Genomic DNA, 24,761 nt, shown 5'->3' on the forward strand with positions numbered 1-24,761 from the left:
TATGCGCGAATTACTGCTAAAAATAACCCAAAAACATCAGCTTAAACTTAAAGAAATTAAGCTGTTAACTGGTGGCGATATTAATCAAGTGTTTAAATTAACTTGTCATGAGGGCTTGTTTGTTTTAAAATTAAATCAAGCTTTAAAATTCCCGAAAATGCTTCAACTAGAAGCTAAGGCTTTAAGCGATATAGCAATATCAAATAGCTTTAAAATTCCTAACTGTGTGGCTGTTGGTGAGTACCACCAATTTCAATATTTAATTATAGATTATATTTCAAACGCGCAACCAACAAATCAAGCTTGGTATCAATTTGGAGAACAACTAGCACAACTTCATCAAAAATCACAATCAAAATTTGGCTATAACTATGATAATTACATCGGTGAATTAACACAGTACAATTCGGCTGAAAATACGGCTTTAGATTTTTACATTAATCAGCGTATAAAACCTCAACTTGAACTAGCGCAGCAGAACAAGTTTCAACTCAAGAATACAGCTTTATTTTTAGACCGAGTTAAACACCTTGTCCCTGAGCACCAACCAAGCTTTATTCACGGTGATTTGTGGTCTGGAAACTACCTTTATCATAAATCTGAAGGTTTTTATTTAATAGACCCAGCCGTATCCTTCAGTCTACCTGAATTTGATTTGGCAATGATGCAATTATTTGGCGGATTTCCTTCATCAGTTTTTGAGGCCTACCGAAATTCTGTTGATGCATCAAAACTTCAACTGAAGCACTTAGACCTGTTCCAATTATACTATTTATTGGTGCATTTAAATCTATTTGGTCAAAGTTATTTTTCAGCCTGTCAAAACATCATCAACAAATACACCTAAAGCTATTAAAAATTGCAGTATATCGCTAAACTAATTACATTTGCGATATAAAACAGTGGTTAATTCCACAAAAACATAACCTATGAATGCATATGTATTTCCAGGACAAGGCGCCCAATTTTCAGGAATGGGACTCGATTTATATGAAGCCTCACCAAAAGCTCAAGAATTATTTGAAAAAGCTAATAAACTATTAGGATTTGCTATTACAGATATTATGTTTGAAGGCTCGGCTGAAGACCTTAAACAAACCAAAGTAACCCAACCCGCTATATTTTTACACTCGGTTATTTTAAGCCAGGTCTTAGGAGAAGAATTTAAGCCAGACCTAGTGGCTGGCCACTCCTTAGGCGAATTTTCAGCTTTAGTAGCCAATGGCACTTTAGCCTTTGAAGATGGACTTAAATTAGTGCATAAGCGTGCTTTAGCCATGCAAAAGGCTTGCGAAAATCAATCGTCTACCATGGCTGCTGTTTTAGGATTAGAAGACCAAATCGTTGAAGACGTGTGCCAAAGCATAGATGGTGTTGTTGTACCAGCTAATTACAATTGTCCAGGGCAACTGGTTATTTCAGGCGCTACCGAAGCGGTTAAAAAAGCCTGTGAAACCTTAAAAGAAAAAGGTGCTAAACGTGCCATGATTCTTCCGGTTGGTGGCGCTTTTCATTCGCCTCTCATGGAGCCAGCACGTGAAGAATTGGCTCAAGCAATTAGCGAAACCCACTTTAACCAACCTAACTGCCCGATTTATCAAAACGTAAGCACGACGGCCGTCACAGATCCTGAAGCTATTAAGCAAAACTTAATCGCTCAATTAACGGCACCAGTAAAATGGACGCAAACTATGCAGCAAATGCTAGCTGATGGCATGACCTCTTACACCGAAGTTGGACCAGGCAAAGTCTTGCAAGGCTTACTAAAAAAAGTAGATCGCCGATTCCCAACTAACAGCGCAAGTTTACCTGAAAAAGAATAATTTTTTGGGTGTTCCGCCCGATTAAAACGGGCGTCGGGCTTTTATTTCAAGTCCGCAAACTTCGCCTTAAAAAGCAAATAAACCGCCAAATCGCTTCTAAAGTCGCGTTTGGCGGTTTGCTTTTTATAAGCCAAGTTTTTACGGGCTTTACATGGCAATCCCTAACACATAGCAAGATTAAACCTTAGCAAATCAGTTTGTTGCACTTCTATGTTATAAAACCTTTTTACTACTAAAAATCATTTTAATTAATTCTAATAGCCTTTAATTAATCAAGTTTTAGAGGTATAGTTGCCGCCTTGATAAACAATTCGTCGTGGAATAGGTGTTTCAATACCTTGTTCATCAAGGGCAGTTTTTACAGCTTCTAATTGTTCCCAATAGGTTGGCCAATAATACTCAGATTTTACCCAACTTCTTGCTGTTACTCTAATTTCAGATTCTCCAAGTTCTTCAAGCCATACATCAGGTTCAGGTTGTTTTTCAATTAATGGATGCTTTTTCATCGCTTCTAAAATAATAGGTCTAATAGCTTCAGTTTTAATTTCAAAAGCAAATTTTAGGTCTAAGTCAACACGCCTTAAATTGTTCATTGACCGATTATCAACATCACTATTTGCAAGATTACCATTTGGCATAGTAATAATTCTACCATCAAAAGTTCTGATACGCGTGTATAGAATATCAATTTTAATAACATAGCCTAGATTAGACTTAACCTTTATCAAATCACCTACCTTAAAAGGTTTAAAAACTAATATTAATACACCGCCAGCAAAATTAGATAAGCTACCTTGCAAAGCTAGGCCGATCGCGATACCTGCCGCTCCAAAAATTGCCAAAAAAGAAGTTGCTTTGATACCCAAAATAGAACCTACAATAACAAATAGAAGACCCCAAAGTATAAATGCAGATAGACTTTCTATGAAGGTTCTTAAAGATAGTTCTATTTGAGATTTAACCAGTATTCGCTTAAGTAAACGCCTGATAATTTTTATAATAAAAACACCTATAATAAAGGTAAGTAGTGCGTAAATTACAAGCGGTCCTATATCTTTAAAAAAGGATAACATAGTATTTTTAAAATCCAACCAAATTTCATAGTCCATAATTATAATATTAAATCAGTTTAAACTAATAGCTTTTAAAATAGCAGCCTTAAGGGCTGCATTATCATTAGCTACAATTCTATATTGCATGGGACTACCCTTAAGTTGAAAGCTTAAAGCTTGACCAGGACGCGTACTAAAAAACATATGCCCACTAAAATCGTACTTCCAACCCATACCATAATACCATGGTAATTTTACTATACTAAAACGACCAGGATTTATATTTTTAACGTCAAAAGTTTTCTTAAACAAGCCCTGACCAAATGCTACTTTTAAATAATGTTGACTAACAGAAATTTTAAGTTGGTAAAAATTTATGAGTATTAAAACCATTATAACAATAGAAACAGTAAGGCCCAATTTAGCCGATTCACTTGTTGTTGCGATAAATAAGGCTAAAATCAAAAAAAACAAAATGATAGAAAACGGCACAACTAACCACCAGACAATTTGTTTTTCTTGATAAATGTATTGCATCTTTAACTCATTAATACTCCAACAACTCTTCTAGTTTAGCTTTTACTTTAGCGGTGCTAGGAATCATGGTTTCTTCTAAGGTAGAATTTAATGGAATAGCAGGCATGTTTTCAGAACCAATAGTCATCACAGGTGCATCGAGACTTGTAAAACAATTTTCTTGAATTTTACCAGCCAAGGCTCTAGCAAAGGTATTATTTGAAGGTTCCTCGGTTACAACTAAACACTTCTTACACTTTTGAACCGATTTCATAATGGTTTCTTCATCTAGTGGATGCAATGTCCTTAAGTCTACTACTTCAATTTGATCTTGAAGTCCTAATTCAGCTGACGCATTCATGGCCCAATGCACACCCATTCCATAAGTAATTACACTAATCGTTTCTTTTTGGTCTTGCGCCCAAATTTCTTGTAATACATTGGCTTTACCAAAGGGTAAAACATAGTCTTTAGAGGGCTCAACACTGGTAGCGCCTTTTGTGCCTGGCACTTTACTCCAATACAAACCTTTATGTTCAAAAATCACCACTGGATTAGGATCATGATAAGCTGATTTTAGTAAACCTTTTAAATCGGCACCGTTGCTTGGATAAGCAATTTTTAATCCGCGAATGTTGGTAACTACACTTTCCACCGAAGATGAGTGGTAAGGACCGCCACTGCCATAAGCGCCAATTGGAACTCGTAAAATCATAGAAACCGGCCATTTTCCATTCGAGAGGTAACAACTGCGACTAACCTCTGTAAATAACTGGTTAAGCCCTGGCCAGATATAATCGGCAAATTGTACCTCAACAATTGGTTTTAAGCCAACAGCCGACATACCTACGGTAGATCCTACAATAAAGGCTTCTTGTATAGGCGTGTTAAATACCCGATGATCACCAAATTTCTGTGCTAAAGTAGCTGCTTCACGAAACACACCACCTAATCGACCACCAACATCTTGACCATACAACAAACATTCGGGATGCTCTTTCATTAATTCTTCAATAGCAAATAAAGCGCAATCGACCATCACGACTTTTTCAGTATTCTGTGGTGTACGAACGCCAGCTTCAGCTGTAACGGGTGTTTCTTCAAAATCGTGCGTAAACAAGTCATCTGGAGTTGGATCATCATCAGTTAAAGCTTGTTTGTAATGTGAGGCGACAAGTTGGGTAGCTTCAGTTTCGATCGCTTCAATTTCAGATTGAGTTAAGCCTTCTTCTAATAATAACTGCTTGAACTTTGGATAAGGATCGCGTAACTTAGATACTTCTAAATCATCTCTGTAAAATTCCATTCTTACACCAGATGTATGGTGATTAAGCAATGGGCACTTGGCATGAACCAAAAAAGGACGTCGCTCCTCGCGAACAGTTTTTAATACCGCTTTAAATGTGGTGTAAGATTCTTTAAAATCAGTTCCGTCAATACTTACTGCTTCGAGGCCATTAAATCCTTTAGCATATTCGAAGGCATTTTGGGCTCGTGTTTCATCGGCATTTGCCGAAATATCCCAGCCATTATCTTGAACCACATATATAATTGGCAATTGTTTTAAAGCTGCCATTTGTAAAGCTTCGGCAATTTCACCTTCGGTTACCGAGGCGTCACCTAATGAGCAAACTACCACAGCATTATCTGTCTGTTGCTCCAGTTGTTCTTTATACCAAAATCCCATAGCTGCGCCAGTTGCTGGAATAGCTTGCATACCGGTTGCTGAACTTTGATGCGGTATCTTGGTTTTATCTGAATCTCGTAAACTTGGGTGAGAATAATAGGTACGGCCACCAGAAAAAGGATCGTCTTTTTTAGCAAGTAGCTGCAACATAAGATCTTTGGGTTGCATACCAATAGCTAAAATCATGGCATCGTCGCGGTAATAAGGATAAGCAAAATCTTGTGGCTCAAGCTGCATTCCCACTGCAGTTTGAATCACCTCATGACCACGAGAAGTGGCATGGACATATTTGGAAACAACCTTAAAATTTTCTTCGTATAATTCGGTCATAGCTTTTGCTGTAACCAAGTTTCTGAAGCCTTTTATATATATATCTTTATTCATTTTTGTAGTATTTATTGTAGATTTTCAATGACATGGAAACTCATGCTTCAATTAATAAGTTATTGACGGTGTTTCCTCAAAATAATCAGCTATACGTCTTAAAAAGCTGCCTGCTAAAAAGCCATCAACAATACGGTGATCAAAAGATAATGATAAATACATCATAGGCCTAATTTCAATTGTATCGCCGTCTTCGTTTTCAATCACTTCGGCCCGCTTTTTAATAATCCCGGTAGCAAGAATAGCTGCTTCGGGTTGATTAATAATTGGCGTTCCCATAAGACTTCCAAACGTTCCTACATTAGAAATCGTAAAGGTACTGCCTTTAGTCTCTTCGCTAGTTAATTGACCATCGCGTGCTTTGGTAGCCAAGGTGTTAACTTCAGCTGCAAGTGTTTCTAAGGATTTGGTGCTGGCTGCTTTAATCACGGGTACAATTAAATTTCCGCTAGGTAAGGCTGTAGCCATGCCAATGTTAATATGGTCTTTTACAATAATTTCTTTCCCGTCTAAAGAAGAATTGATCATAGGGAAATCTTGGATTGCTCGGGTGACAGCCTGAATAAATAAAGGCGTAAAACTTAATTTCTGTCCTGTTTTAGATTGAAATTTCGATTTATGGTCTTGACGCCACTTGACCATATTAGACATATCAGCTTCTACATAAGCTGTTACATGTGGAGAGGTGTGTTTAGAAAACACCATGTGGTCGGCAATCATTTGTCGCATTCGATCCATTTCAACGCGTTCACCTTGACCTTTATCAAAACTCAAGTCAGGAACTTTAAAACCGCTTTGTTCAAGTACAGCTTGTGCAAACTGAAACGGACGACCATTTTCAATATAATTAAAAATATCTGATTTTTTTAAACGACCATTTTGTCCAGAAGCAGGAATACGAGCTAATTCTTCATAGCTTATGTGATAATCCTTTGCAATTTGTTCAACTAAAGGTGAATAAAATTGATTACCACGTGATGATGCTTTAAAAGTTTGAGAAACTTGTGGCTGTGTTTTTATTTGTTTTGATTGTTCAGGAGGACGAGAAGTCGGCTGAGGTGAAGCGTCATTTTGTGGTTTTGCATGAGACGTCTTCTCCTGTTTTGGTACATCAGCTTCAGCTATTTGCTCTACACTTGCAATTGTCTCTCCTACCTCAACCACACTATCTTTAACAGCATGTATTGCTACTAAACGCCCTGTAAATGGCGCTGGCACTTCATTATCTACCTTATCGGTACCAACTTCAACAATCACGTCTCCTTCTTGAAAGGTATCACCCTCGGCGACTAACCAATTTAAGATGGTACCTTCAGTGATGCTTTCTCCCATTTTCGGGAGCTTAAATTCTTCTTGAGCCATATGTCTATAGAATTCTCTGTAATTCGCTTTCACAACAAAAATAGCACATTAACCGCTAACATTAAGGGCTTTTTAATACAGATTTGACATTATAAACAAGCATAATTAGACAGCATTTAGTGTTATGATATCAAAACAGCTTAATTATTGCTAAACTTGCAATAAAAATAGCTTTTAACAAACCTTATGATGTTGTATTTTTAGCACTTAATTTAAATCAGATTAAAATGAAATGTATTAAACTATTTATCTTTCTATTAGCCTTCCCAATGTTTGCACAACAAGGTGGCATGTGGATTCCTTCTTTACTTGAGGGAATGAATGAAACTGAAATGCAAGCCTTGGGCATGAAAATGACTGCTGAAGATATTTACAGTGTGAATCAATCAAGCCTTAAAGATGCAATTGTCCACTTTAATGGTGGTTGTACAGCTGAAGTAATTTCAAACCAAGGATTAATTTTAACAAATCACCATTGTGGTTATGGTCAAATTCAATCGCATTCAACCGTAGAGCATGATTATCTAACTGATGGTTTTTGGGCCACTTCTCAAAAGGAAGAATTGAAAAATCCTGGTCTTTCAGTCACGTTTATAAAAGAAATTACCGATGTGACTAGCAAAGTTTTAAACGGAATTGAAACTGCTAAAACTGAAGTAGAACGGCAAAAAATCATTGAAAAAAACATCACTCAATTAGTAGAGAATTCACCTAAAAAATCTTGGCAAACTAACCGTATAAAAGCATTTTACAATGGCAATCAATACATGTTGTTTCGCGTTGAAACCTTTAAAGACGTTAGATTAGTAGGTGCACCGCCATCCAGTATTGGTAAATTTGGCTCTGATACTGATAACTGGATGTGGCCTAGACATACTGGTGACTTTTCACTTTTTAGAATTTACGCCGATAAAAACAATAGGCCTGCCGAATATGCCGAAAGCAATATTCCTTATCAACCTAAACATCATTTACCTATAAGCCTTGATGGCGTTGAACAAGATGATTTTACCTTGGTGTTTGGATTTCCAGGTCGAACAAGTGAATACCTACCATCAATTGCCGTAGAACAGTTAGTCAATGTTATAAACCCAGCTAGAATAAAACTTCGTGAAGCTGCCTTGAAAGAGCAAGATGTATTTATGCGAAACAGTCAAGACATTAAAATAAAGTATGCCTCAAAATATGCTGGTATCGCTAATTATTATAAAAAATGGATTGGCGAAAACCAAGGCTTAAAGAAAAGTAAGGCTATAGCTATTAAAAAAGAACAAGAACAAGCATTTTTAAAACGTGTAAAAGCAGCAAACCTTGACGACACTTATGGACAACTGCTTAGTGATTTTGATTCAGTCTACGAAGACTTTATAGATTACAACTTAGCTTATAATTATTTCTCTGAAACATTTTTAAGAAATGTAGAATTGTTAAGAACTGGATTTCAACTTTATCAGCTTGAACAAGTTCTAGATTCTAGAGGTGAACAAGCGTTCAAAGATCGAAAACAAAATTTACTCACCAACTTTGAATCTAGCTTTAAAAACTATAGTGCTCAAGTGGACCAAAAGGTCTTTAAAAAAGTAATTAGTATTTACGCTGAAGGTACACCGCCACAATTTTTACCAGATAATTTCATTTCAGCTGATAAAACAGAGCTCACAACAAATCTATATAATAAATCAGCCTTGACCTCTTTTGAGAGTTTGAAACAACTTCTTATGCAATCAAATCCTCAAGAAGTGATAAAAGCTCTTAATCAAGATGAAGCTTACCAACTAGTTAAAGAATTAGCACAAGCTTTTTATACAAGAGTTTTACCAGAATACCTATCAAAACAACGCGAAATTCAAGGATTACAAAAACAATACATGAAAGCACTTTTAGAGCTTTCCCCAAAAGAAGATCGACTATTTCCTGATGCGAACAGTACTCTACGAGTAACGTACGGAAAAGTAAAGGGCTATAGTCCTAAAGATGCTATTTATTACGAACCTGTAAGTTATTTAGAAGGTGTTATCGAAAAATATGTTCCTGGTGATTATGAGTTTGATGTACCTCAAAAGTTAATTGAATTATATCAAACTAAAGACTATGGTGACTATGGACAAAACGGAAAAATGCCTGTTAATTTTATAGGAACCAATCATACGACAGGCGGAAATTCTGGAAGTCCTGTGATAGATGCTAAAGGTAATTTAATTGGACTTAATTTTGATCGGGTTTGGGAAGGAACAATGAGTGATATCTATTATGATCCTAGTATCTCCAGAAATATTATGGTAGACGCACGCTACATTCTATTCATTATTGACAAGTATGCTGGCGCACAGCACTTGATAGAGGAAATGACTTTGGTTCATCCCAAAAAATAAAAAACCCATTTTTATTCTTAACAAGAAACCCGATGCCAATCAAATCGGGTTTCTTATTTATTGCTTTTTCATTTCTTGTAAAGTTTGATAAAAATCTTCCTGCTTTGGACGATTTTCAGGAATTTCTCTAAGCGGTTCAACTTCTTTTAGAGTTTTGTGACAGTCTGAGGGCAATTGTTGATACAGTTTGGTTCCAGCACTTTTCCAAGCAATCATCTCATCAGAAACCAGCTTTATAACTTTTGCAGGATTACCTACCACCAAACTTCGATTTGGAATCACAGTTTCGGCTTTAACAAATGCCATAGCACCTACGATTGATTCCTCGCCAATTTCAGCATCATCCATAATTACCGAGTTCATACCGATCAAACAGTTCTCTCCAAGGTTAGCGCCATGAATTACAGCACCATGACCCACATGTGCACCTGTTTTAAGCCTAATACTTTTGCCAGGAAACATATGGATGGTGCAATTCTCTTGTACATTTACACCATCTTCAAGAATTATTTCGCCCCAATCACCACGAATAGCCGCACTCGGACCTATGTAGCAGTCTTTACCAATAATAACATTACCGGTTACTGAGGCTTGAGGGTGAACAAAACTTGACGGGTGAATGACAGGCGTAAAACCCTTAAACTGATAAATAGCCATAAGTAGATTACTTAAAACGTTTTAATTTCTCTTTAGTAAACTCACTCAAAACTAAACGACCACTAATTTTAGCACGCTCTTGTAAAAGTTCGTCCCAGTCTTCTGTCCCACGCCAAAACATTTGTTTCATCTCCTTTACTGCTTCAGGATTATAAGCACAAAGATTCTTAGCAAAATCTTGAACTGCTTCATCTAATGCTTCAGTTGAATCGAAAACTTGAGTAAACAAGCCTTTTTGGAGTGCCCAATCTGATGAGTAGAAAGTATTAGCATCTATGGCTATTTGTGACATTCCACTAACACCAAGTTTACGCTCTACGGCTGGTCCAACTACAAAAGGACCAATACCAAGATTGAGCTCGCTTAATTTAATTGAAGCATATTTTGTAGCCATACAATAGTCCATAGAGGACGCTAATCCTACACCTCCGCCGACTGTTTTTCCTTGAACGCGCCCAATAATAAATTTTGGGCATTTGCGCATGGCGTTAATCACATTAGCAAAGCCACTAAAAAAAGCTTCGCCTTCTGTTTCGTTTTGAATAGATATAAGTTCTTTAAAGCTGGCACCAGCACAAAAGGTTCGCTGACCACCAGATTTTAGGACAATCACTAAAACCTCATCATTTTGCCCAACTTCTGTAATGGTATTAGCCAGTTTTGCTAAAATATCACTTGGTAATGAATTGTGAGCTGGATGAAAAAATTCTATGGTAGCAATTTGCTCTTCTATTGTACTAGTTACATAGGCTTGAGTCATAATTTATATTTTAGATTAAGTTAAACTGTTCGAAGTGATGATTGAAATGTTTGCGATTTAAAAGTTTCCACTCAAAATAGGTAAGTTCACCAAATACAGCATTTTTAGTCGTTAATTTAGGTTGCGTCTTGAAAAACTGTTCAAAAGCCTCATAAGCTTCAAAAAACGCTTGTTTAGCAGTGGCAAAACTTTCATGCTGAAGTGGCTCAAGTTGGTTTTCTTTCATGAGCGGCATTTTGTAATTTTTAGGCATTTTTTTATACGTATACAAGCTTTCTTTTACACGTTCTAAATGTTCTTCTGGCGTGATCACTTCAAAATCTGAAATTTCTGTTGTGGCCATTCTTAAACCAGACTCTAAATGTTCTAACATATGCTGTGGTGTCATCATGCCCCAGTTCGGTGTTGTGTCTTCTTGAAGTTTTGCTAGGCTTGATTGCAGGAAGTCTTCAGTAATTTCTTTAAATACTGTTTGCTTTTTTTGAACCATCGTTAAAATCGTAGCAATGGCAACTAATCGATCTTCTTCTTCGGTGGCTTCGACATCAAATACCTCCACATACCATTTAACAATACCACTTGGTAATTCTTCTCCTTTTTGGTCGCGGTCAACTTTTTCCTTACAGGTTAAGCGAACATTAATGGTATCATTGTGGTAAAGCGGTCTTAAAAACCTGATTTCTTCTAAACCATAATTAGCGGCTACAGGACCTTTATTCGGATAAACAAATAAGCCTGCTGCTGCTGAAATTATAAAATAGCCATGGGCTGTGCGTTGTTCAAAAATGCTACCTTCCAAAGAAGTGATGTCGGTATGTGCATAAAAATGGTCCCAAGTTAAATTACCAAAATTTATAATATCGGTATCCGTCAAAGTTCGGTTGTGCGTTTTTAGCGACATGCCCGGCTGAATGTCTTCCCAGTGGTAAGCAAACGGATGCTTTTCAGCTGCTTTATACTTGGCTTTAGGTTGATAAATACCTGTAATTTCAGTTAAAGTTGTTGGACTTCCTTGAATCGCACAACGTTGCATATAATGCTTTATGCCGCGTTTACCACCCATTTCTTCGCCACCACCTGCACGACCTGGGCCACCATGAACGAGATTTGGTATAGGCGAACCATGTCCCGTACTTTGTTTAGCCGATTCACGATTAATTGCTAAAATACGGCCGTGGTGTGACGCTGCTTTAATGGTATATTCACGAGCAATATCATCGTCATTTGTGAAGATTGAACTCACTAAAGATCCTTTTCCTTTTTTAGATAACTGAATCGCTTCATCTAATGACTTATAGGGCATTAATGTACTTACAGGCCCAAATGCTTCAGTGGTATGAGCGGCTTCATTAATAAAAGGTTGATCTTCACGCATCAAAATTGGTTTGATAAAAGCTCCTGCATTGAAGTCGGCATTAATAGTTTCTGCTGGGTTGAAGTCTCCATAAACAATTTCAGCAGTTTTAGAAATCGTTTCAACAGCCGATTTAACCGATTCTACTTGCTTCTTATCTATTAAGCAACCCATTTTTACTTCTTTTAAACGCGGGTCGCCCAAGGTAACTTTATCAAGCGCTTTGCCTAAAGCAATTTGAACATCTTCTATACGATTTTCGGGAACAATAATTCGTCTGATAGCTGTACACTTCTGCCCGCATTTCACCGTCATTTCATTGCGCACTTCACGAATAAACAAATCGAATTCTGGTGTACCAGGCACGGCATCTTCGCCTAAAATTGATGCATTTAAAGAATCTGCTTCCATCGTAAAAGGAACAGATTCTTCAATTAATCGCGGGTGATTTTTCAATAGTCGACCTGTTGAAGCAGAACCAGTAAAAGTGACGATATCTTGAGATTCTACACTTTCTAAAATGCTTTTTTCTGTTCCTGAAATCAGTTGTAAAGCGCCTTCGGGCAAAATCCCTGAGGCGATGATTTCTTTCACCACGGCTTCGGTTAAATAGGCCGATTGTGGCGCAGGTAAAACGACAGCAGGAACGCCTGCCATCCAGTTGACGGCGCATTTTTCAAGCATTCCCCAAACTGGGAAGTTAAATGCATTGATATGTACCGCCACGCCTTCTTTTGGCACTAAAATATGATGCGCCATAAATCGACCGCCTCGAGATAAATCGATGGGGTCGCCTTCCACATCAAAAGGTTGATTCGGGAATAATTTTCTTAAAGACGCATTAGCAAATAAATTACCAAAGCCACCATCGATATCAAACCAAGAGTCGAGCTTAGTTGCTCCCGTTCGGTAGCTTAATTCGTAAAATGCTTTTTTCTTTTTCTGAAGGTAAAAGGCTAAAGACTTCAACATATTGCCCCGCTCTTGGAAGGTCATTTTTCGCAAGATTTCGCCTTTTTCTCGACCATAGGCTAAGACTTCAGGAATGTTGAAACCATCCACATTAATAGATGTGAACTGTTCGCCGGTGATGGAATCATAAATCGGTTGGCCTTCGCCTTTACCACTTGTCCATTGACCTTGTATATAACTTTGAGTAATTTTCATGAGTTTTGTTTTTAGGAAACATTTTCTATAATTGCTGCATAGCCTTGACCTACACCAACGCACATGGTCACTAAGGCATATTTCTTTTGCTGAAGTTGAAGCTCTAAAGCAGCTGAATAAGCTATCCTGGCTCCTGTCACACCTAGTGGATGTCCAATAGCAATAGCACCGCCATTGGGATTAATACGAGGATCATTATCATCTAGACCCCAAGAACGAATACAAGCTAAAGATTGTGCAGCAAAGGCTTCGTTCAGTTCAATAACGTCCATATCGTCCATTGTTAAACCTGCTTTTTTCAAGGCTTTGTTGGAGGCTTCAACTGGACCAATTCCCATAACCCGAGGTTCTACACCAACAACTGCAGAACTAATAATTTTTGCCATAGGTTTAAGTTGGTACCGTTCTACAGCATCTTCAGAAGCGATAATTGTAGCAGCTGCGCCGTCATTCAATCCTGAAGAGTTTCCAGCAGTAACGCTTCCATCTTTGCGGAAAGCTGGACGCAGTTTACCGAGAATTTCTAGTTTTGTTTGTGGTTTTATAAACTCATCTTGTGAAAAAATAAGGTCGTCTTGCTTACGTCTTGGTATGGCAACAGGTACAATTTCTTTGGCCAATCGGCCATTTTCTTGAGCATTAGAAGCTTTTAGTTGAGAATTGTAAGCAAATTGATCTTGATCTTCGCGTGAGATGTTATGAATATCCACCAAATTTTCAGCTGTGACGCCCATGCCATCGGTGCCGTACATCTCGTGCATTTTAGGGTTAACAAAGCGCCATCCAAAACTGGTATCGTACATTTTTGCATCGTTACCATACGCTGAAGATGGTTTTGCAATAGCATAAGGACCACGTGTCATATGCTCTACACCTCCAGCAATAAATAAATCGCCATCGCCAGCTTTTATGGCTCTATTGGCATGTATAATCGCTGAAAGTCCGCTACTACACAACCGATTAACAGTTTCACCAGGCACCGAATGCGGTAAGCCCGCTAATAAAGCACACATTCGAGCGACATTTCGATTATCTTCGCCGGCTTGATTAGCACAGCCAAGAATAACATCATCGAAGGCATCACGTGGAATATTAGGATTTCGCTCTAAAATTTCTTTAATCGTCAAAGCGCCTAAATCGTCTGTGCGAACGGTTGAAAGTGTGCCTTTATAATTTCCGATAGGAGTTCTTACTCCGTCTATAATATATGCGTTCATAAGTTATTTTAATTTACCATGATTTAGAGGTGCGGTAAACCACACCTTTAAATAATGCGACAAGTTCTTGTTCTTTTTTTATGTGGACGGTTTGAAATCCAAGTTTGTTTTTAGTAACTTCAACGCTAGTTTCTGCGGTAATGTAATCGCCTTCCTCTAAAGCTTCTATATGATTAATTGAGGTTTCTATTGACACAGCAAACTTTCCGTAAGTGTTGGCAGCAAAACCAAAAGCTGTATCTGCTAAGGCATAGGTAATTGCACCATGGGCTTTTTGCATGGAGTTAAGCAAATTTTTCCTGATGCGTAATCCTAGCTTACAATAACCAAGTTTAACTTCTATAATTTCAATTCCTAACCAAGTGCTGAAGGCATCTTGAGATAGCATTTTATGCGGGATATCTTCGGCTTTAAGTGTGCTACGTGATGAATCTTGCATCGATTTATAGTTGAAATTGTTTCGATTGAGCTTGAAGTTGACGCAGCATTGGTGAACATCTATAACGGTCTTCTTTATACATGTTGTAGAGCGCATCCATTTGTTCAACACACCAATTAATTCCTTTTTCATTGGCCCAAGCAAGTAAACCTTTAGGGTAATTGACCCCTTTTGTCATGGCTAGGTCTATGTCCTTGGCTGTGGCTATATTTAAAAACAGAGCATCAGCTGCTTCATTGATCAACATCACTAATACACGATTAAATATGGCTTCACCAAGCTTTTCGTCTTTTAAAGGTTCAACACTTGTGGCTCCTTCTGTATAATCGTAAAAACCTCTTCCTGATTTTTTACCTAGGTAACCCGCTTCGGCATGACGTTTTTGAGTAAAAGATGGTTTATAACGCGGGTCAAAATAAAAAGCCTTAAAAACAGTTTCTGTGACAGTATAGTTAACATCATTCCCGATAAAATCCATCAACTGAAACGGTCCCATTTTAAATTTCCCAAAATGCTTTAAAGCCCAATCGATTGTTGCGAAACCTTGGGTATTTTGCGGTAAACCACCATAAGACTCTTCGTAAATTCGTAATGATTCACCATAAAATGGACGTGCGACTCTATTGACAATAAAACCTGGTGTATCTTTGGCTTTTACAGGTACTTTTTTCCAATCTAGCATTAATTGGTACACTAGCTCAAATACTTCAGGGTTGGTTTGAACTGCAGGAATTACTTCAACTAATGGCATTAACGGTGCTGGATTAAAAAAATGTAAACCTAAACAGCGCTCAGGTTTTTTGAGGCAAGATGCTATTGAAGCTATAGATAATGACGATGTATTTGAAGCTAAAATACATTTCTCACTGACCAAGTTTTCTAATTGTGTAAATACCTCTTTCTTTACATTTATGTTTTCAATTATAGCCTCTACAACTAGATCTGCTGAAGCCATATCATCAATTGAAGTTGTGTATGTAATCAGCGATGTTATACTAGATTTTTTTTCTTCAGAAATTCTTTTTTTTTCGACTAAACGCGTTAATATTTTTTCTAGTTTTTCTTTGCTTTTTGATAGTGCTTCAGTTTGTTTATCAAAAATATAAACGGTTGAATTTGCAGTAGCTGCGATTTGAGCAATTCCGCTGCCCATGGTTCCTGCTCCAATTATTCCAATTGTCCTCATAACTATTTACCTTTAAATTTAGGAGTTCTTTTTTCCATAAATGCCGTTACACCTTCATTATAATCTTGAGTTTGAGCAGAAGCAATTTGATATTCTGACTCGACTGCTAATTGTTCTTCTAAGCTATTACTAAAACTTTTATTTAATGCCTTTTTAGTCAGTGCTAGGGCTTTAGTAGGCATACTTGCTAATTTTTGGGCTAATTGATCAACTTCATTTTCGAAACTATCAGCCGAAAAGTAGGTGTATATCATACCCATGCGTTCAGCTTCAATAGCACTAACCTTATCACCTAGTAACGCTAATGCTGATGCACGTTGAAATCCAACCAGTCGTGGTAAAAAATAAGTGCCACCGCTATCTGGAATCAAGCCGATTTTTGAAAAAGCTTGAATGAAACTTGCCGTTTCTGAAGCAACTACAACATCACATGCTAAAGCTATATTAGCACCTGCGCCGGCTGCGACACCGTTAACTGCAGCAATTACAGGGATTTCTATATTTCTGATTCGTGTTATTATTGGGTTATAATGATCTTCTAAAATAGATTTAAAACCAGGATTTAATTCTGGATGAGTTACTTCTGCCAGATCTTGTCCTGCACAAAAAGCTTTACCTTCTCCGGTCAAGACTATAGCTCGTGTGTGTTCATTTCTGATACAATCATCAAGTTGCTTTTGAAGCTCAAATGCCATTTCTTTGTTAAAACTATTAAACTTTTCAGGGCGATTAAGCTTTAGGTAGGTTATACCTTCTTTTTTTATATTGATTACAGTGTCTGACATTTTAAAAATGATTGAGATTTAAGGTTGAAATATACAAAAAATGACATCCAATTGATGCCATGATAATGATTGTTATGTTAAACACTTAAAATAGTCAAATGGTTCTTGACAATCGTCGCATTTAAACATAGCTTTGCAAGCTGTAGATGCAAACTGACTAATTAAAGTGGTGTTTTTAGATCCACATTGCGGACATTTAACCACTTTTTTTTGACCTAAAAGAGCCGCTTTATCTGCTGATGCATCCATAGGTGGAGCAATGCCATATTCTTTTAAAGCCTGTTTAGCTTCATCTGTCATCCAGTCGGTTGTCCAAGCAGGTGATAATATTAATTTCACCTGAGGCTGATAGCCTTGATCAGATAAAGCTTTTTTTACATCATCGCCTATAACATCCATAGCTGGACAACCACTGTAAGTTGGTGTAATTTCAACTTTAACATGATTATTATCTTCAAGTTTTGCAGACCTAACAACTCCCATATCTACAATAGATAATACTGGAATTTCAGGATCTGAAACACCTTTCAAAATCGGTAATAATTCTTGATCTATTTGTTTAAGATTAGACATTCTATTACCATTTCATATTAGGGTAAGTTCGCTGCATGTATTGAAGGTCAGATAAGATAAAACCCATGTGTTCTGTATGAATGCCTTTTTTACCTCCTTTTTGAAAGAAATCTAAATCAGGAATCTTTAAGGTAGCTTCGTTTAATACTTCAGCGACTTGATTAAAATAATCGTTTTTTAAACCACTAACATCTATACCGTGATTAGAATTGATTGCAGCCACATCATCATTAGTTGTCATGAATAATTCATTGGTATAAGGCCATAAATTGCTCACTGCTAATTGTATTTTTTCGTGACTTACCTCTGTGCCGTCACCCAAGCGTTTAACCCAATCTCTAGAAAACTGTCTATGATAAGCAACTTCTTTAATGCTCTTTTTAGCAATGGCTTGTAAATTTACGTTTTGCGATTCTTGTAGTTGTTCTAAGAATCTAAAATGAAATTCATCAAAAAAGTATTGTCTAGTGATTACATGTGCAAAATCTGTATTTGGCTGTTCAACAAGTAAAACATTTAGATATTCTCTTTCTTTTCTTAGAAAGGCTACATCGTCTTCGGTAATATCTTCTTTAGACAATTCGGCGATATATTGATAATAACTACGCGTTTGCCCTAATAAATCGAGTGCGATATTAGTCATTGCTATATCGGTTTCTAGGGTTGGTCCGTGACCGCACAATTCAGAAATTCGTTGTCCTAAAATCAGTGCATTATCGGCGATGCCGTAGATATATTTGATTAAGTTTTGGTTTGTCATTGCTTTGTATTTAACATTCAGCTACATGTGTTCAACATCATCAGGTAAATCATAGAATGTAGGATGCCTATAAGCTTTGTCAGCTGCAGGCTCAAACATTTCGCCATTGTGTTCTGGATTAGAAGCCTTGATATTTTTAGACTCGACCACCCAAATACTCACGCCTTCACTTCTTCTTGTATACACATCACGTGCATTTTTTAGAGCCATGTCTGCATCTGCTGCATGTAAACTTCCAAAATGTCGGTGCTCTAAACCGTTTTTACTTCTTACAAAGACTTCCCAAAGTGGCCAATTTTTTTTCATTTGAATTAGTTTTTAATTCTTAAACAAGTATTATATAGCTTGTTGTATTTCTTTTTCAGAATTTTTTTCAGCGTAAGCAACTGCTGCATCTCTTACCCATTCACCATTATCCCATGCATTTTTTCTTGCTGAAATTCGTTCTTTATTACACATACCATGGCCTTTAACAACTTGCCAAAATTCATCCCAATTAATTTCCCCAAATTCATAATGACCTGTATCATTATTAAATTTCAAATCTTCATCAGGAATTGTTAAGCCCAAAATGTCTGCTTGAGGTACGGTTTGATCTATAAATTGTTGGCGTAATTCATCATTAGTTTTACGCTTTAATTTCCACTTCATAGATTGCTCGGTATGTGTAGACTCTTCGTCTGTCGGGCCAAACATCATTAAAGAAGGCCACCACCAACGGTTTAGTGCATCTTGAGCCATTTCTTTTTGTTCTTCAGTTCCGTTACAAAGCGTTAGCATAATTTCGTATCCTTGACGCTGGTGAAAACTTTCTTCCTTGCATACACGCACCATTGCACGTGCGTAAGGACCAAATGAGGTGTTACATAATGGCACTTGGTTAATAATTGCAGCGCCATCAACCAACCAGCCTATTGCACCAATATCTGCCCAGGTTAAAGTTGGATAGTTAAATATACTTGAATATTTTGCCTTACCTGTGTGTAATTGCTCGTATAATTCTTCTCTAGAAATACCCAAAGTTTCACAAGCTGAATAAAGATAAAGACCATGTCCAGCTTCATCTTGAACCTTAGCTAATAGAGCTACTTTTCTTCTTAATGAAGGTGCTCTAGTAATCCAATTACCTTCTGGTAGCATACCAACAATTTCAGAATGTGCATGTTGAGAAATTTGACGGATATGCGTTTTACGATACTTCTCAGGCATCCAATCTTTTGGCTCTATTCGTTCATCTCTCGCAATTTTTTCTTCAAAAATTTTCTCTAAATCTTTAATTTCATTTTGACTCATAGCTTCAGATTTTATTGATTTTTAAACATCAAAATCGACAACAACGTCTTTTGATGTTGGGATGGCTTGACAACTCAGAACAAAATTTTGTTCAACTTCATCTTTTTCAAGCGCATAATTAATTTTCATTTCTACTTCACCCTTAACCACTTTACACTTGCAAGTACTACAAACTCCACCTTTACAAGCAAATGGCAAATCCGCTCCAGCTGTTAAAGCAGCATCGAGTATATTATCATCGGTTTTAGACATTTCAAAGTGAAATTCTTTTCCGCCATCTAAAACCGTTATTTGAGTTCCATCTTTTCGTTTAGCCATAGCCGCTTCAGCACGTTTTTTGTCTGCTTCAGAAACACCTGTCACAAAAAGCTCGTAATGAATGTGGTCTTTAGATAAACCTTTTTTAACGAGCTCATCTCTAATCATGAATATCATTTGCTCTGGACCACAAATAAAGCAATCACTCACAGCATCTACGTCTAAAACAGTTTCAGTTAACTGTTGAATTTTCTCAGGTGTAAAGCGACCATTAAACAACTCAATATCACGTTGTTCTCGCGTTAAAAAATAAAATATTTCTAACCGACCGAAATATTTATTTCTAAGTTGTTCAATTTCTTCTTTAAATATAATTGATTTAGCGTTCTTATTCAAATAAAATAACTGACATTTTGCATTTGGCTCTTCTGCCAAATGCGTTTTTATCATCGATAAAACAGGCGTAATACCAGAACCAGCAGCAAAAAAGACATAAGTGTTATCAGACTCAGGCTTTACCTCAACACCAAAATCTCCACTTGGTGGCATGACTTCTAGAGTGTCACCTGCTTTAAGTTCTTGATTAACAAATGTTGAAAATTTACCTTCAAAAATTTGCTTTACAGCAACTTTCCATTGCCCTTCAACAGGACTTGAACACAGCGAATAAGAACGCCTTACATTTTCACCATTAATAATTTTTTTTAGTGTTAAATGCTGCCCTTGATGAAATTGAAACTCTTGCGCAAGGTCTTGAGGAACGTCGAAAGTGACTACCGAGCAATCATCGGTTTCTTTGTAAACCTCACTAACGTTTAACGGAAAAAATTTTGCCATTTATAAATCGATTTACACAAAACTAACAATTGTTAGTTTATACATCAATAAAAATCATGTTAATTTTTAATTTTCTAGAAAGTTTTAAGACACTTGAAATTATAAGTTAGGATTTATTCTGCCTTATTATACCGTAAAGCAAAATAGTTTCTAGGTCAGCTTTTAAGTCTTCAACAGTGAGATGTTTGCGCTTAGCCACCCATAAATTGAGTGTTCTAAGTGTTGATAAAATTGAAAATAATATAACTTCAGGGTCGCGTTTGGTAATTGATTGCTCTTGAATACCATTTTTTATGATTTCTCTTAGCTCTTGTTCATATGTAAAACGCTTAGCTTTAAATTTATCTAAAGCTTCACCATTTAAATGAATCCATTCTGTATTTAAAACAGCTACGCTTTCAGGCTGTTGCAAACTTAAATCGATATGTTGCTGAATGATTTCAGATAATTTTTGTCTTGTTGAAAAACTAGGATTTTGATTGACATCGTGAATATGATTTACAAACGTATTGGCCAGATTTAAGACAATTGCTTCTAAAATAGCTTGTTTAGATGGTAAATGATTATACAAACTTGCCGCTTTAATATCAACCGCCTTGGCAATATCACGCATACTAACAGCCGAATAACCTTTTAGGCTAAATAAAAGTCCTGCCTGTTTAATAATTTCATCTCGTCTTGTCATTAATTAACTATTAATAAAATTCATGTGAGGAAACTTTTGTTTTAATTGACTTATTTTCACTTCTAAATTAGCCATAAATTTTTGATGAGCTTCACTTTGAGGATTGAAAGCCTTATGATGAAGTCCTTTTTGTATAGCTTCAACTTGGTTCATAACCTCTAAAGTTGATTGGTCTATGTAAACCGACTTAAATTTTTCCCAAATAAATTTAACTGCAGACAAACTAGGATGTGCTAAATCAGGCTTGTAAAATCGATAATCCCGCAACTCATCTACCAACAATTCATAAGACGGAAAGTACATCAAATCATGTTCAGACTCATCTATAAATTCATGTACAGCAGCAATTAGATGCGCTTTACTTCTAGAGTTTTCAACCAAACCATCCTTGAGATGCTTAACTGGCGAAACCGTAAATACCAGCTTAGACTCGGGATTTAACTTATTAACCAATCGAACAATTTTAGTAAGATCTTGTTTTAATTCTGCCACCGAACTTAAGTGTTTGGCAAACTCTTTAGATGGTATTTTATGGCAGTTGGCTACAAATGCTGAATTTATTTGTCGAGAATAATACCAAGCCGTTCCTAAACTAATAAATATCAAAGTAGAATGCTGAAGTGCTTGGCGTAGAACTTCAGTTGAAGTTTCTAGTTGATGTATAACCTCATCTTGGGTTGAAGCTGATAGTGAAGAATGTGCCAAAAAAGAATGATGTAAACCATCATGTTCAATCAACTCAAAATCTTGACGATATCCTGCCGCTAATTCAATTGTTTTTAAAATAGCTTTAGGATGAAACAAAACCCCAAACGGATTAGCTTTAGCTTGAAATTGATAGTAGCTTAATTGGTCATGAATATGGGTAGCAAAGCATGACCCTAACAACAAGATTTGACTTGAATAATCAAGCTTATAATTTGATGTTGGGAGATTAACTTCACTAAAAAATTTCATTTATAAAAGTGTTTGGGCTGCTTCAAGCGCATCAGGAATTCCTTCTGGTTTTTTACCGCCAGCTGTGGCAAAAAATGCCTGACCGCCACCGCCGCCTTGAATATATTTACCTAATTCACGGACTATTTTACCAGCATTTAGTTCTTCTGAAACAATAGACTTAGAAATATAACAAGTTAGCAAGGCTTTATTATTATATTTTGAAGCCAAGATTATAACTAAATCATCAAACTCTCCACCTAATTGAAAGGCTAAATCTTTCATAGAACCCGCGTCTAAATCAACTTGAGCTATTAAACGATTTATTCCGTTAATTGGTTTAATTTGAGATTTTAATTCACTTTTAATGTATTTTGCTTTTTCAGCTTTAAGTTGCTCGTTTTCCTTTTGCAATTGCGCAGATTCGCTTAAAAGCTTATCAATAGCCTTAGAAACATCTTTAGGCTGATTAAGTAAGGCTTCTATTTGAGCTAGTTTTTGGGCTTTATCATCTAAATAAGACTTCACCGCTTCTGCTGTAATGGCTTCAATACGCCTAATTCCAGATGCTACTGAACTTTCGCTAGTAATTTTAAAACTCCATAACTCACTTGTGTTTTTTACATGAGTTCCACCACATAATTCGGTTGATTGCCCAAACTGAATTGTTCTTACAGTATCATCATATTTTTCACCAAATAAAGCAATAGCACCTTCATTTATGGCCTGATCATAAGGTATATTTCTTTTTTCTACTAAGTTGAGTTGTTCTTGAATTCTAGCGTTAACAAAAGCTTCAACCTTAACTAATTCATCACTAGTTACTTTAGAAAAATGTGAAAAATCAAATCTTAAACTTCCTGAATGTACCATTGAGCCTTTTTGTTCTACATGAGTTCCTAAAACGTGACGCAAAGCTTGATGCAATAAATGAGTTGCTGTATGGTTTGCAGCAGCACATTGACGCTGATTAGCATCTACAACGGCATTAAAAGTAGCATTAATATTTTTAGGTAAACTTTTTGTAATGTGAATAATTAAATTATTCTCTTTTTTGGTATCAATAATATAGGTAATATCACCTGAAGGTGACTCTAAATAACCTTTATCACCAACTTGGCCACCACCTTCAGGATAAAATGGTGTTAGATTAAAGACTAGTTGAAAAAGCGCTCCATTTTTTTTTGAAGTAACTTTTCGATATTTAACGATTTTAACCGATGTTTCTAAATAATCGTAACCTATAAATTCTTCTTTATCATCTTCTCTTAAAACCACCCAATCCTCAGTTGAAGTTTCGGCCGCTTTTCTAGATCTTGATTTTTGCTGTTCAAGTTCAGCATTAAATTCGTCTTGATTTAATGTAAAACCATTTTCTTCTAAAATCAATGCGGTTAAATCAATAGGAAAACCAAAAGTATCGTATAATTCAAAAACTTTTTTTCCTGAGATGGTTTTAGTTGCACTTTGCTGCATGATTTGGTCTAACAATGTTAAGCCTTGATCTAATGTCCTTAAAAACGAATGTTCTTCTTCCCGAATCACATTTTGGCAAAGTTGCTTTTGCTTTGTGATTTCAGGAAATGCCTTACCCATTTGCTTACTTAGCACATCAACTAATTTGAAGATAAAGGCTTCTTTCATCTTTAAAAATGTAAAACCATACCTAATCGCGCGACGTAAAATTCGCCTGATCACGTAACCTGCGCCATTATTACTTGGCAATTGGCCATCTGCAATAGCAAAAGCAACAGCTCTTACGTGGTCGGCTATAACGCGTATTGCAATATCTACATCTTCAGTTTTACTGTAACTAAAACCTGTAATCGTTTCAATTTCAGAGATAATTAGTGTAAAAACATCTGTATCATAATTAGATTGTACACCTTGCATCACCATCGCTAAACGTTCAAAACCCATTCCGGTATCAATGTGTTTTGCTGGTAACTCAACCAATTTTCCATTAGCTAAACGATTAAACTGAATGAATACCAAATTCCATATTTCAACAACTTGTGGATGGTCTTGATTAACTAATTCGTGACCGGGCTTTTTGGCCTTTTCAGCATCGGTTCTAATATCAACATGAATTTCAGAAGCTGGACCACAAGGACCTTGATCACCCATTTCCCAAAAATTATCTTTTTTATTGCCAAGTAAAATTCGGTTTTCAGGAACAAATTGTTTCCAGATTTCAAAGGCTTCAGTATCTTTTGCTATGCCATCAACCTTGTCACCTTCAAAAATTGTAACATAAAGACTGTTTTTATCAATTTGTAGTACTTCAGTTAAAAACTCCCAAGCCCAAGAAATAGCTTCATTTTTAAAATAATCACCAATACTCCAATTCCCAAGCATTTCAAACATCGTGTGGTGGTAGGTGTCTTTACCAACTTCTTCTAAGTCGTTATGTTTTCCGCTAACCCGTAAACATTTTTGTGAATCTGTGATTTTAGTGATCTTAGGTTTAGAATTACCAAGGAAATACTCTTTAAACTGATTCATACCAGCGTTAGTAAACATTAAGCTTGGATCGTCTTTAAGTACAATCGGTGCTGATGGCACAATTTGATGTGATTTAGAAGCAAAAAAGTTTAAAAATTTATCGCGTAACTGTTGGGATTTCATAAGGCTTTACTAGTTGATGTTTGTGTTCAG

General features: G+C 36.5%; 22 protein-coding genes. 3 read left to right on the forward strand and 19 right to left on the reverse strand.

From position 1 onward, the window contains the following. Position 1: 1 nt before the first annotated feature. Positions 2-847, forward strand: coding sequence for a fructosamine kinase family protein (locus BUB82_RS03930; RefSeq protein ID WP_073192172.1), 846 nt, complete (start codon positions 2-4; stop codon positions 845-847). A gap of 82 nt (positions 848-929) precedes the next feature. Continuing rightward, positions 930-1,823 (forward strand): ACP S-malonyltransferase, encoded by an 894-nt coding sequence (gene fabD, locus BUB82_RS03935; protein WP_073192173.1) that lies wholly within the window; start codon positions 930-932, stop codon positions 1,821-1,823. A gap of 272 nt (positions 1,824-2,095) precedes the next feature. Here fabD and BUB82_RS03940 read toward each other — a convergent pair whose 3' ends face one another. The 4 genes from BUB82_RS03940 to BUB82_RS03955 are packed head-to-tail and all read right to left on the reverse strand — an operon-like array spanning position 2,096 to position 6,824. Continuing rightward, a complete protein-coding gene (locus BUB82_RS03940) occupies positions 2,096-2,932 on the reverse strand; it encodes a mechanosensitive ion channel family protein (protein WP_073192175.1) in 837 nt (278 codons plus the stop codon). A 15-nt stretch (positions 2,933-2,947) separates the two neighbouring features. Further along, positions 2,948-3,412 (reverse strand): hypothetical protein, encoded by a 465-nt coding sequence (locus tag BUB82_RS03945; RefSeq protein ID WP_073192177.1) that lies wholly within the window; start codon positions 3,410-3,412, stop codon positions 2,948-2,950. A gap of 10 nt (positions 3,413-3,422) precedes the next feature. After that, a complete protein-coding gene (locus tag BUB82_RS03950) occupies positions 3,423-5,462 on the reverse strand; it encodes an alpha-ketoacid dehydrogenase subunit alpha/beta (RefSeq protein WP_073192179.1) in 2,040 nt (679 codons plus the stop codon). Between the two features lie 51 nt (positions 5,463-5,513). Next, positions 5,514-6,824, reverse strand: coding sequence for a dihydrolipoamide acetyltransferase family protein (locus BUB82_RS03955; protein ID WP_073192180.1), 1,311 nt, complete (start codon positions 6,822-6,824; stop codon positions 5,514-5,516). A 227-nt stretch (positions 6,825-7,051) separates the two neighbouring features. Here BUB82_RS03955 and BUB82_RS03960 point away from each other — a divergent pair, with 227 nt between their 5' ends. Next, entirely contained in the window at positions 7,052-9,196 is a 2,145-nt protein-coding gene (locus tag BUB82_RS03960; protein ID WP_073192182.1) for a S46 family peptidase, read from the forward strand. Positions 9,197-9,253: 57 nt separating this feature from the next. Here BUB82_RS03960 and BUB82_RS03965 read toward each other — a convergent pair whose 3' ends face one another. The 15 genes from BUB82_RS03965 to alaS all read right to left on the reverse strand — a co-directional run bounded on the left by BUB82_RS03965 (position 9,254) and on the right by alaS (position 24,731). Continuing rightward, the gene (locus BUB82_RS03965) at positions 9,254-9,853 is read right to left on the reverse strand and encodes an acyltransferase (protein ID WP_073192183.1); all 600 of its coding nucleotides are present in this window, start codon (positions 9,851-9,853) and stop codon (positions 9,254-9,256) included. Positions 9,854-9,860: 7 nt separating this feature from the next. After that, the gene (locus BUB82_RS03970) at positions 9,861-10,613 is read right to left on the reverse strand and encodes an enoyl-CoA hydratase/isomerase family protein (protein WP_073192184.1); all 753 of its coding nucleotides are present in this window, start codon (positions 10,611-10,613) and stop codon (positions 9,861-9,863) included. Positions 10,614-10,623: 10 nt separating this feature from the next. Further along, on the reverse strand, positions 10,624-13,134 hold the full coding sequence (gene paaZ / locus BUB82_RS03975) for a phenylacetic acid degradation bifunctional protein PaaZ (RefSeq protein WP_073192186.1): 2,511 nt from the start codon (positions 13,132-13,134) through the stop codon (positions 10,624-10,626). A gap of 11 nt (positions 13,135-13,145) precedes the next feature. Continuing rightward, positions 13,146-14,351 carry a 3-oxoadipyl-CoA thiolase gene (pcaF, locus tag BUB82_RS03980; RefSeq protein WP_073192188.1) on the reverse strand — a complete coding sequence of 402 codons (1,206 nt, stop codon included), beginning with the start codon at positions 14,349-14,351 and terminating at the stop codon, positions 13,146-13,148. Between the two features lie 13 nt (positions 14,352-14,364). Further along, on the reverse strand, positions 14,365-14,790 hold the full coding sequence (locus BUB82_RS03985; protein ID WP_073192189.1) for a PaaI family thioesterase: 426 nt from the start codon (positions 14,788-14,790) through the stop codon (positions 14,365-14,367). A 4-nt stretch (positions 14,791-14,794) separates the two neighbouring features. Further along, entirely contained in the window at positions 14,795-15,976 is a 1,182-nt protein-coding gene (locus BUB82_RS03990) for a 3-hydroxyacyl-CoA dehydrogenase NAD-binding domain-containing protein (protein WP_073192191.1), read from the reverse strand. Positions 15,977-15,978: 2 nt separating this feature from the next. After that, positions 15,979-16,761, reverse strand: coding sequence for an enoyl-CoA hydratase-related protein (locus tag BUB82_RS03995; RefSeq protein WP_073192193.1), 783 nt, complete (start codon positions 16,759-16,761; stop codon positions 15,979-15,981). 72 nt (positions 16,762-16,833) lie between these two features. Next, positions 16,834-17,334, reverse strand: a complete 501-nt coding sequence (paaD, locus tag BUB82_RS04000; RefSeq protein ID WP_073192195.1) for a 1,2-phenylacetyl-CoA epoxidase subunit PaaD — start codon at positions 17,332-17,334, stop codon at positions 16,834-16,836. 4 nt (positions 17,335-17,338) lie between these two features. Continuing rightward, a complete protein-coding gene (gene paaC / locus BUB82_RS04005) occupies positions 17,339-18,094 on the reverse strand; it encodes a 1,2-phenylacetyl-CoA epoxidase subunit PaaC (protein ID WP_073192197.1) in 756 nt (251 codons plus the stop codon). Positions 18,095-18,115: 21 nt separating this feature from the next. Next, the gene (gene paaB, locus BUB82_RS04010) at positions 18,116-18,400 is read right to left on the reverse strand and encodes a 1,2-phenylacetyl-CoA epoxidase subunit PaaB (RefSeq protein ID WP_073192199.1); all 285 of its coding nucleotides are present in this window, start codon (positions 18,398-18,400) and stop codon (positions 18,116-18,118) included. A 30-nt stretch (positions 18,401-18,430) separates the two neighbouring features. Then, a complete protein-coding gene (gene paaA / locus BUB82_RS04015) occupies positions 18,431-19,387 on the reverse strand; it encodes a 1,2-phenylacetyl-CoA epoxidase subunit PaaA (protein ID WP_073192201.1) in 957 nt (318 codons plus the stop codon). Positions 19,388-19,408: 21 nt separating this feature from the next. Continuing rightward, complete coding sequence (gene paaE / locus BUB82_RS04020) at positions 19,409-20,482, reverse strand: 1,2-phenylacetyl-CoA epoxidase subunit PaaE (protein WP_073192203.1); 1,074 nt, start codon at positions 20,480-20,482, stop codon at positions 19,409-19,411. Between the two features lie 106 nt (positions 20,483-20,588). Further along, positions 20,589-21,167 carry a TetR/AcrR family transcriptional regulator gene (locus BUB82_RS04025; protein ID WP_073192204.1) on the reverse strand — a complete coding sequence of 193 codons (579 nt, stop codon included), beginning with the start codon at positions 21,165-21,167 and terminating at the stop codon, positions 20,589-20,591. A 3-nt stretch (positions 21,168-21,170) separates the two neighbouring features. Then, complete coding sequence (locus BUB82_RS04030) at positions 21,171-22,124, reverse strand: GSCFA domain-containing protein (protein ID WP_073192206.1); 954 nt, start codon at positions 22,122-22,124, stop codon at positions 21,171-21,173. After that, positions 22,125-24,731, reverse strand: a complete 2,607-nt coding sequence (alaS, locus tag BUB82_RS04035; RefSeq protein ID WP_073192208.1) for an alanine--tRNA ligase — start codon at positions 24,729-24,731, stop codon at positions 22,125-22,127. Positions 24,732-24,761 lie beyond the last annotated feature (30 nt).

Origin of the sequence: Psychroflexus salarius, from assembly GCF_900129035.1 — a bacterium.
Classification (GTDB): domain Bacteria; phylum Bacteroidota; class Bacteroidia; order Flavobacteriales; family Flavobacteriaceae; genus Psychroflexus; species Psychroflexus salarius.

Coding starts and splice junctions, on each gene's coding strand:
- BUB82_RS03930 (WP_073192172.1), top strand. CDS start 2: ATGCGCGAATTACTGCTAAAAATAACCCAAAAACATCAGCTTAAACTT.
- fabD (WP_073192173.1), top strand. CDS start 930: ATGAATGCATATGTATTTCCAGGACAAGGCGCCCAATTTTCAGGAATG.
- BUB82_RS03940 (WP_073192175.1), bottom strand. CDS start 2,932: ATGGACTATGAAATTTGGTTGGATTTTAAAAATACTATGTTATCCTTT.
- BUB82_RS03945 (WP_073192177.1), bottom strand. CDS start 3,412: ATGCAATACATTTATCAAGAAAAACAAATTGTCTGGTGGTTAGTTGTG.
- BUB82_RS03950 (WP_073192179.1), bottom strand. CDS start 5,462: ATGAATAAAGATATATATATAAAAGGCTTCAGAAACTTGGTTACAGCA.
- BUB82_RS03955 (WP_073192180.1), bottom strand. CDS start 6,824: ATGGCTCAAGAAGAATTTAAGCTCCCGAAAATGGGAGAAAGCATCACT.
- BUB82_RS03960 (WP_073192182.1), top strand. CDS start 7,052: ATGAAATGTATTAAACTATTTATCTTTCTATTAGCCTTCCCAATGTTT.
- BUB82_RS03965 (WP_073192183.1), bottom strand. CDS start 9,853: ATGGCTATTTATCAGTTTAAGGGTTTTACGCCTGTCATTCACCCGTCA.
- BUB82_RS03970 (WP_073192184.1), bottom strand. CDS start 10,613: ATGACTCAAGCCTATGTAACTAGTACAATAGAAGAGCAAATTGCTACC.
- paaZ (WP_073192186.1), bottom strand. CDS start 13,134: ATGAAAATTACTCAAAGTTATATACAAGGTCAATGGACAAGTGGTAAA.
- pcaF (WP_073192188.1), bottom strand. CDS start 14,351: ATGAACGCATATATTATAGACGGAGTAAGAACTCCTATCGGAAATTAT.
- BUB82_RS03985 (WP_073192189.1), bottom strand. CDS start 14,790: ATGCAAGATTCATCACGTAGCACACTTAAAGCCGAAGATATCCCGCAT.
- BUB82_RS03990 (WP_073192191.1), bottom strand. CDS start 15,976: ATGAGGACAATTGGAATAATTGGAGCAGGAACCATGGGCAGCGGAATT.
- BUB82_RS03995 (WP_073192193.1), bottom strand. CDS start 16,761: ATGTCAGACACTGTAATCAATATAAAAAAAGAAGGTATAACCTACCTA.
- paaD (WP_073192195.1), bottom strand. CDS start 17,334: ATGTCTAATCTTAAACAAATAGATCAAGAATTATTACCGATTTTGAAA.
- paaC (WP_073192197.1), bottom strand. CDS start 18,094: ATGACAAACCAAAACTTAATCAAATATATCTACGGCATCGCCGATAAT.
- paaB (WP_073192199.1), bottom strand. CDS start 18,400: ATGAAAAAAAATTGGCCACTTTGGGAAGTCTTTGTAAGAAGTAAAAAC.
- paaA (WP_073192201.1), bottom strand. CDS start 19,387: ATGAGTCAAAATGAAATTAAAGATTTAGAGAAAATTTTTGAAGAAAAA.
- paaE (WP_073192203.1), bottom strand. CDS start 20,482: ATGGCAAAATTTTTTCCGTTAAACGTTAGTGAGGTTTACAAAGAAACC.
- BUB82_RS04025 (WP_073192204.1), bottom strand. CDS start 21,167: ATGACAAGACGAGATGAAATTATTAAACAGGCAGGACTTTTATTTAGC.
- BUB82_RS04030 (WP_073192206.1), bottom strand. CDS start 22,124: ATGAAATTTTTTAGTGAAGTTAATCTCCCAACATCAAATTATAAGCTT.
- alaS (WP_073192208.1), bottom strand. CDS start 24,731: ATGAAATCCCAACAGTTACGCGATAAATTTTTAAACTTTTTTGCTTCT.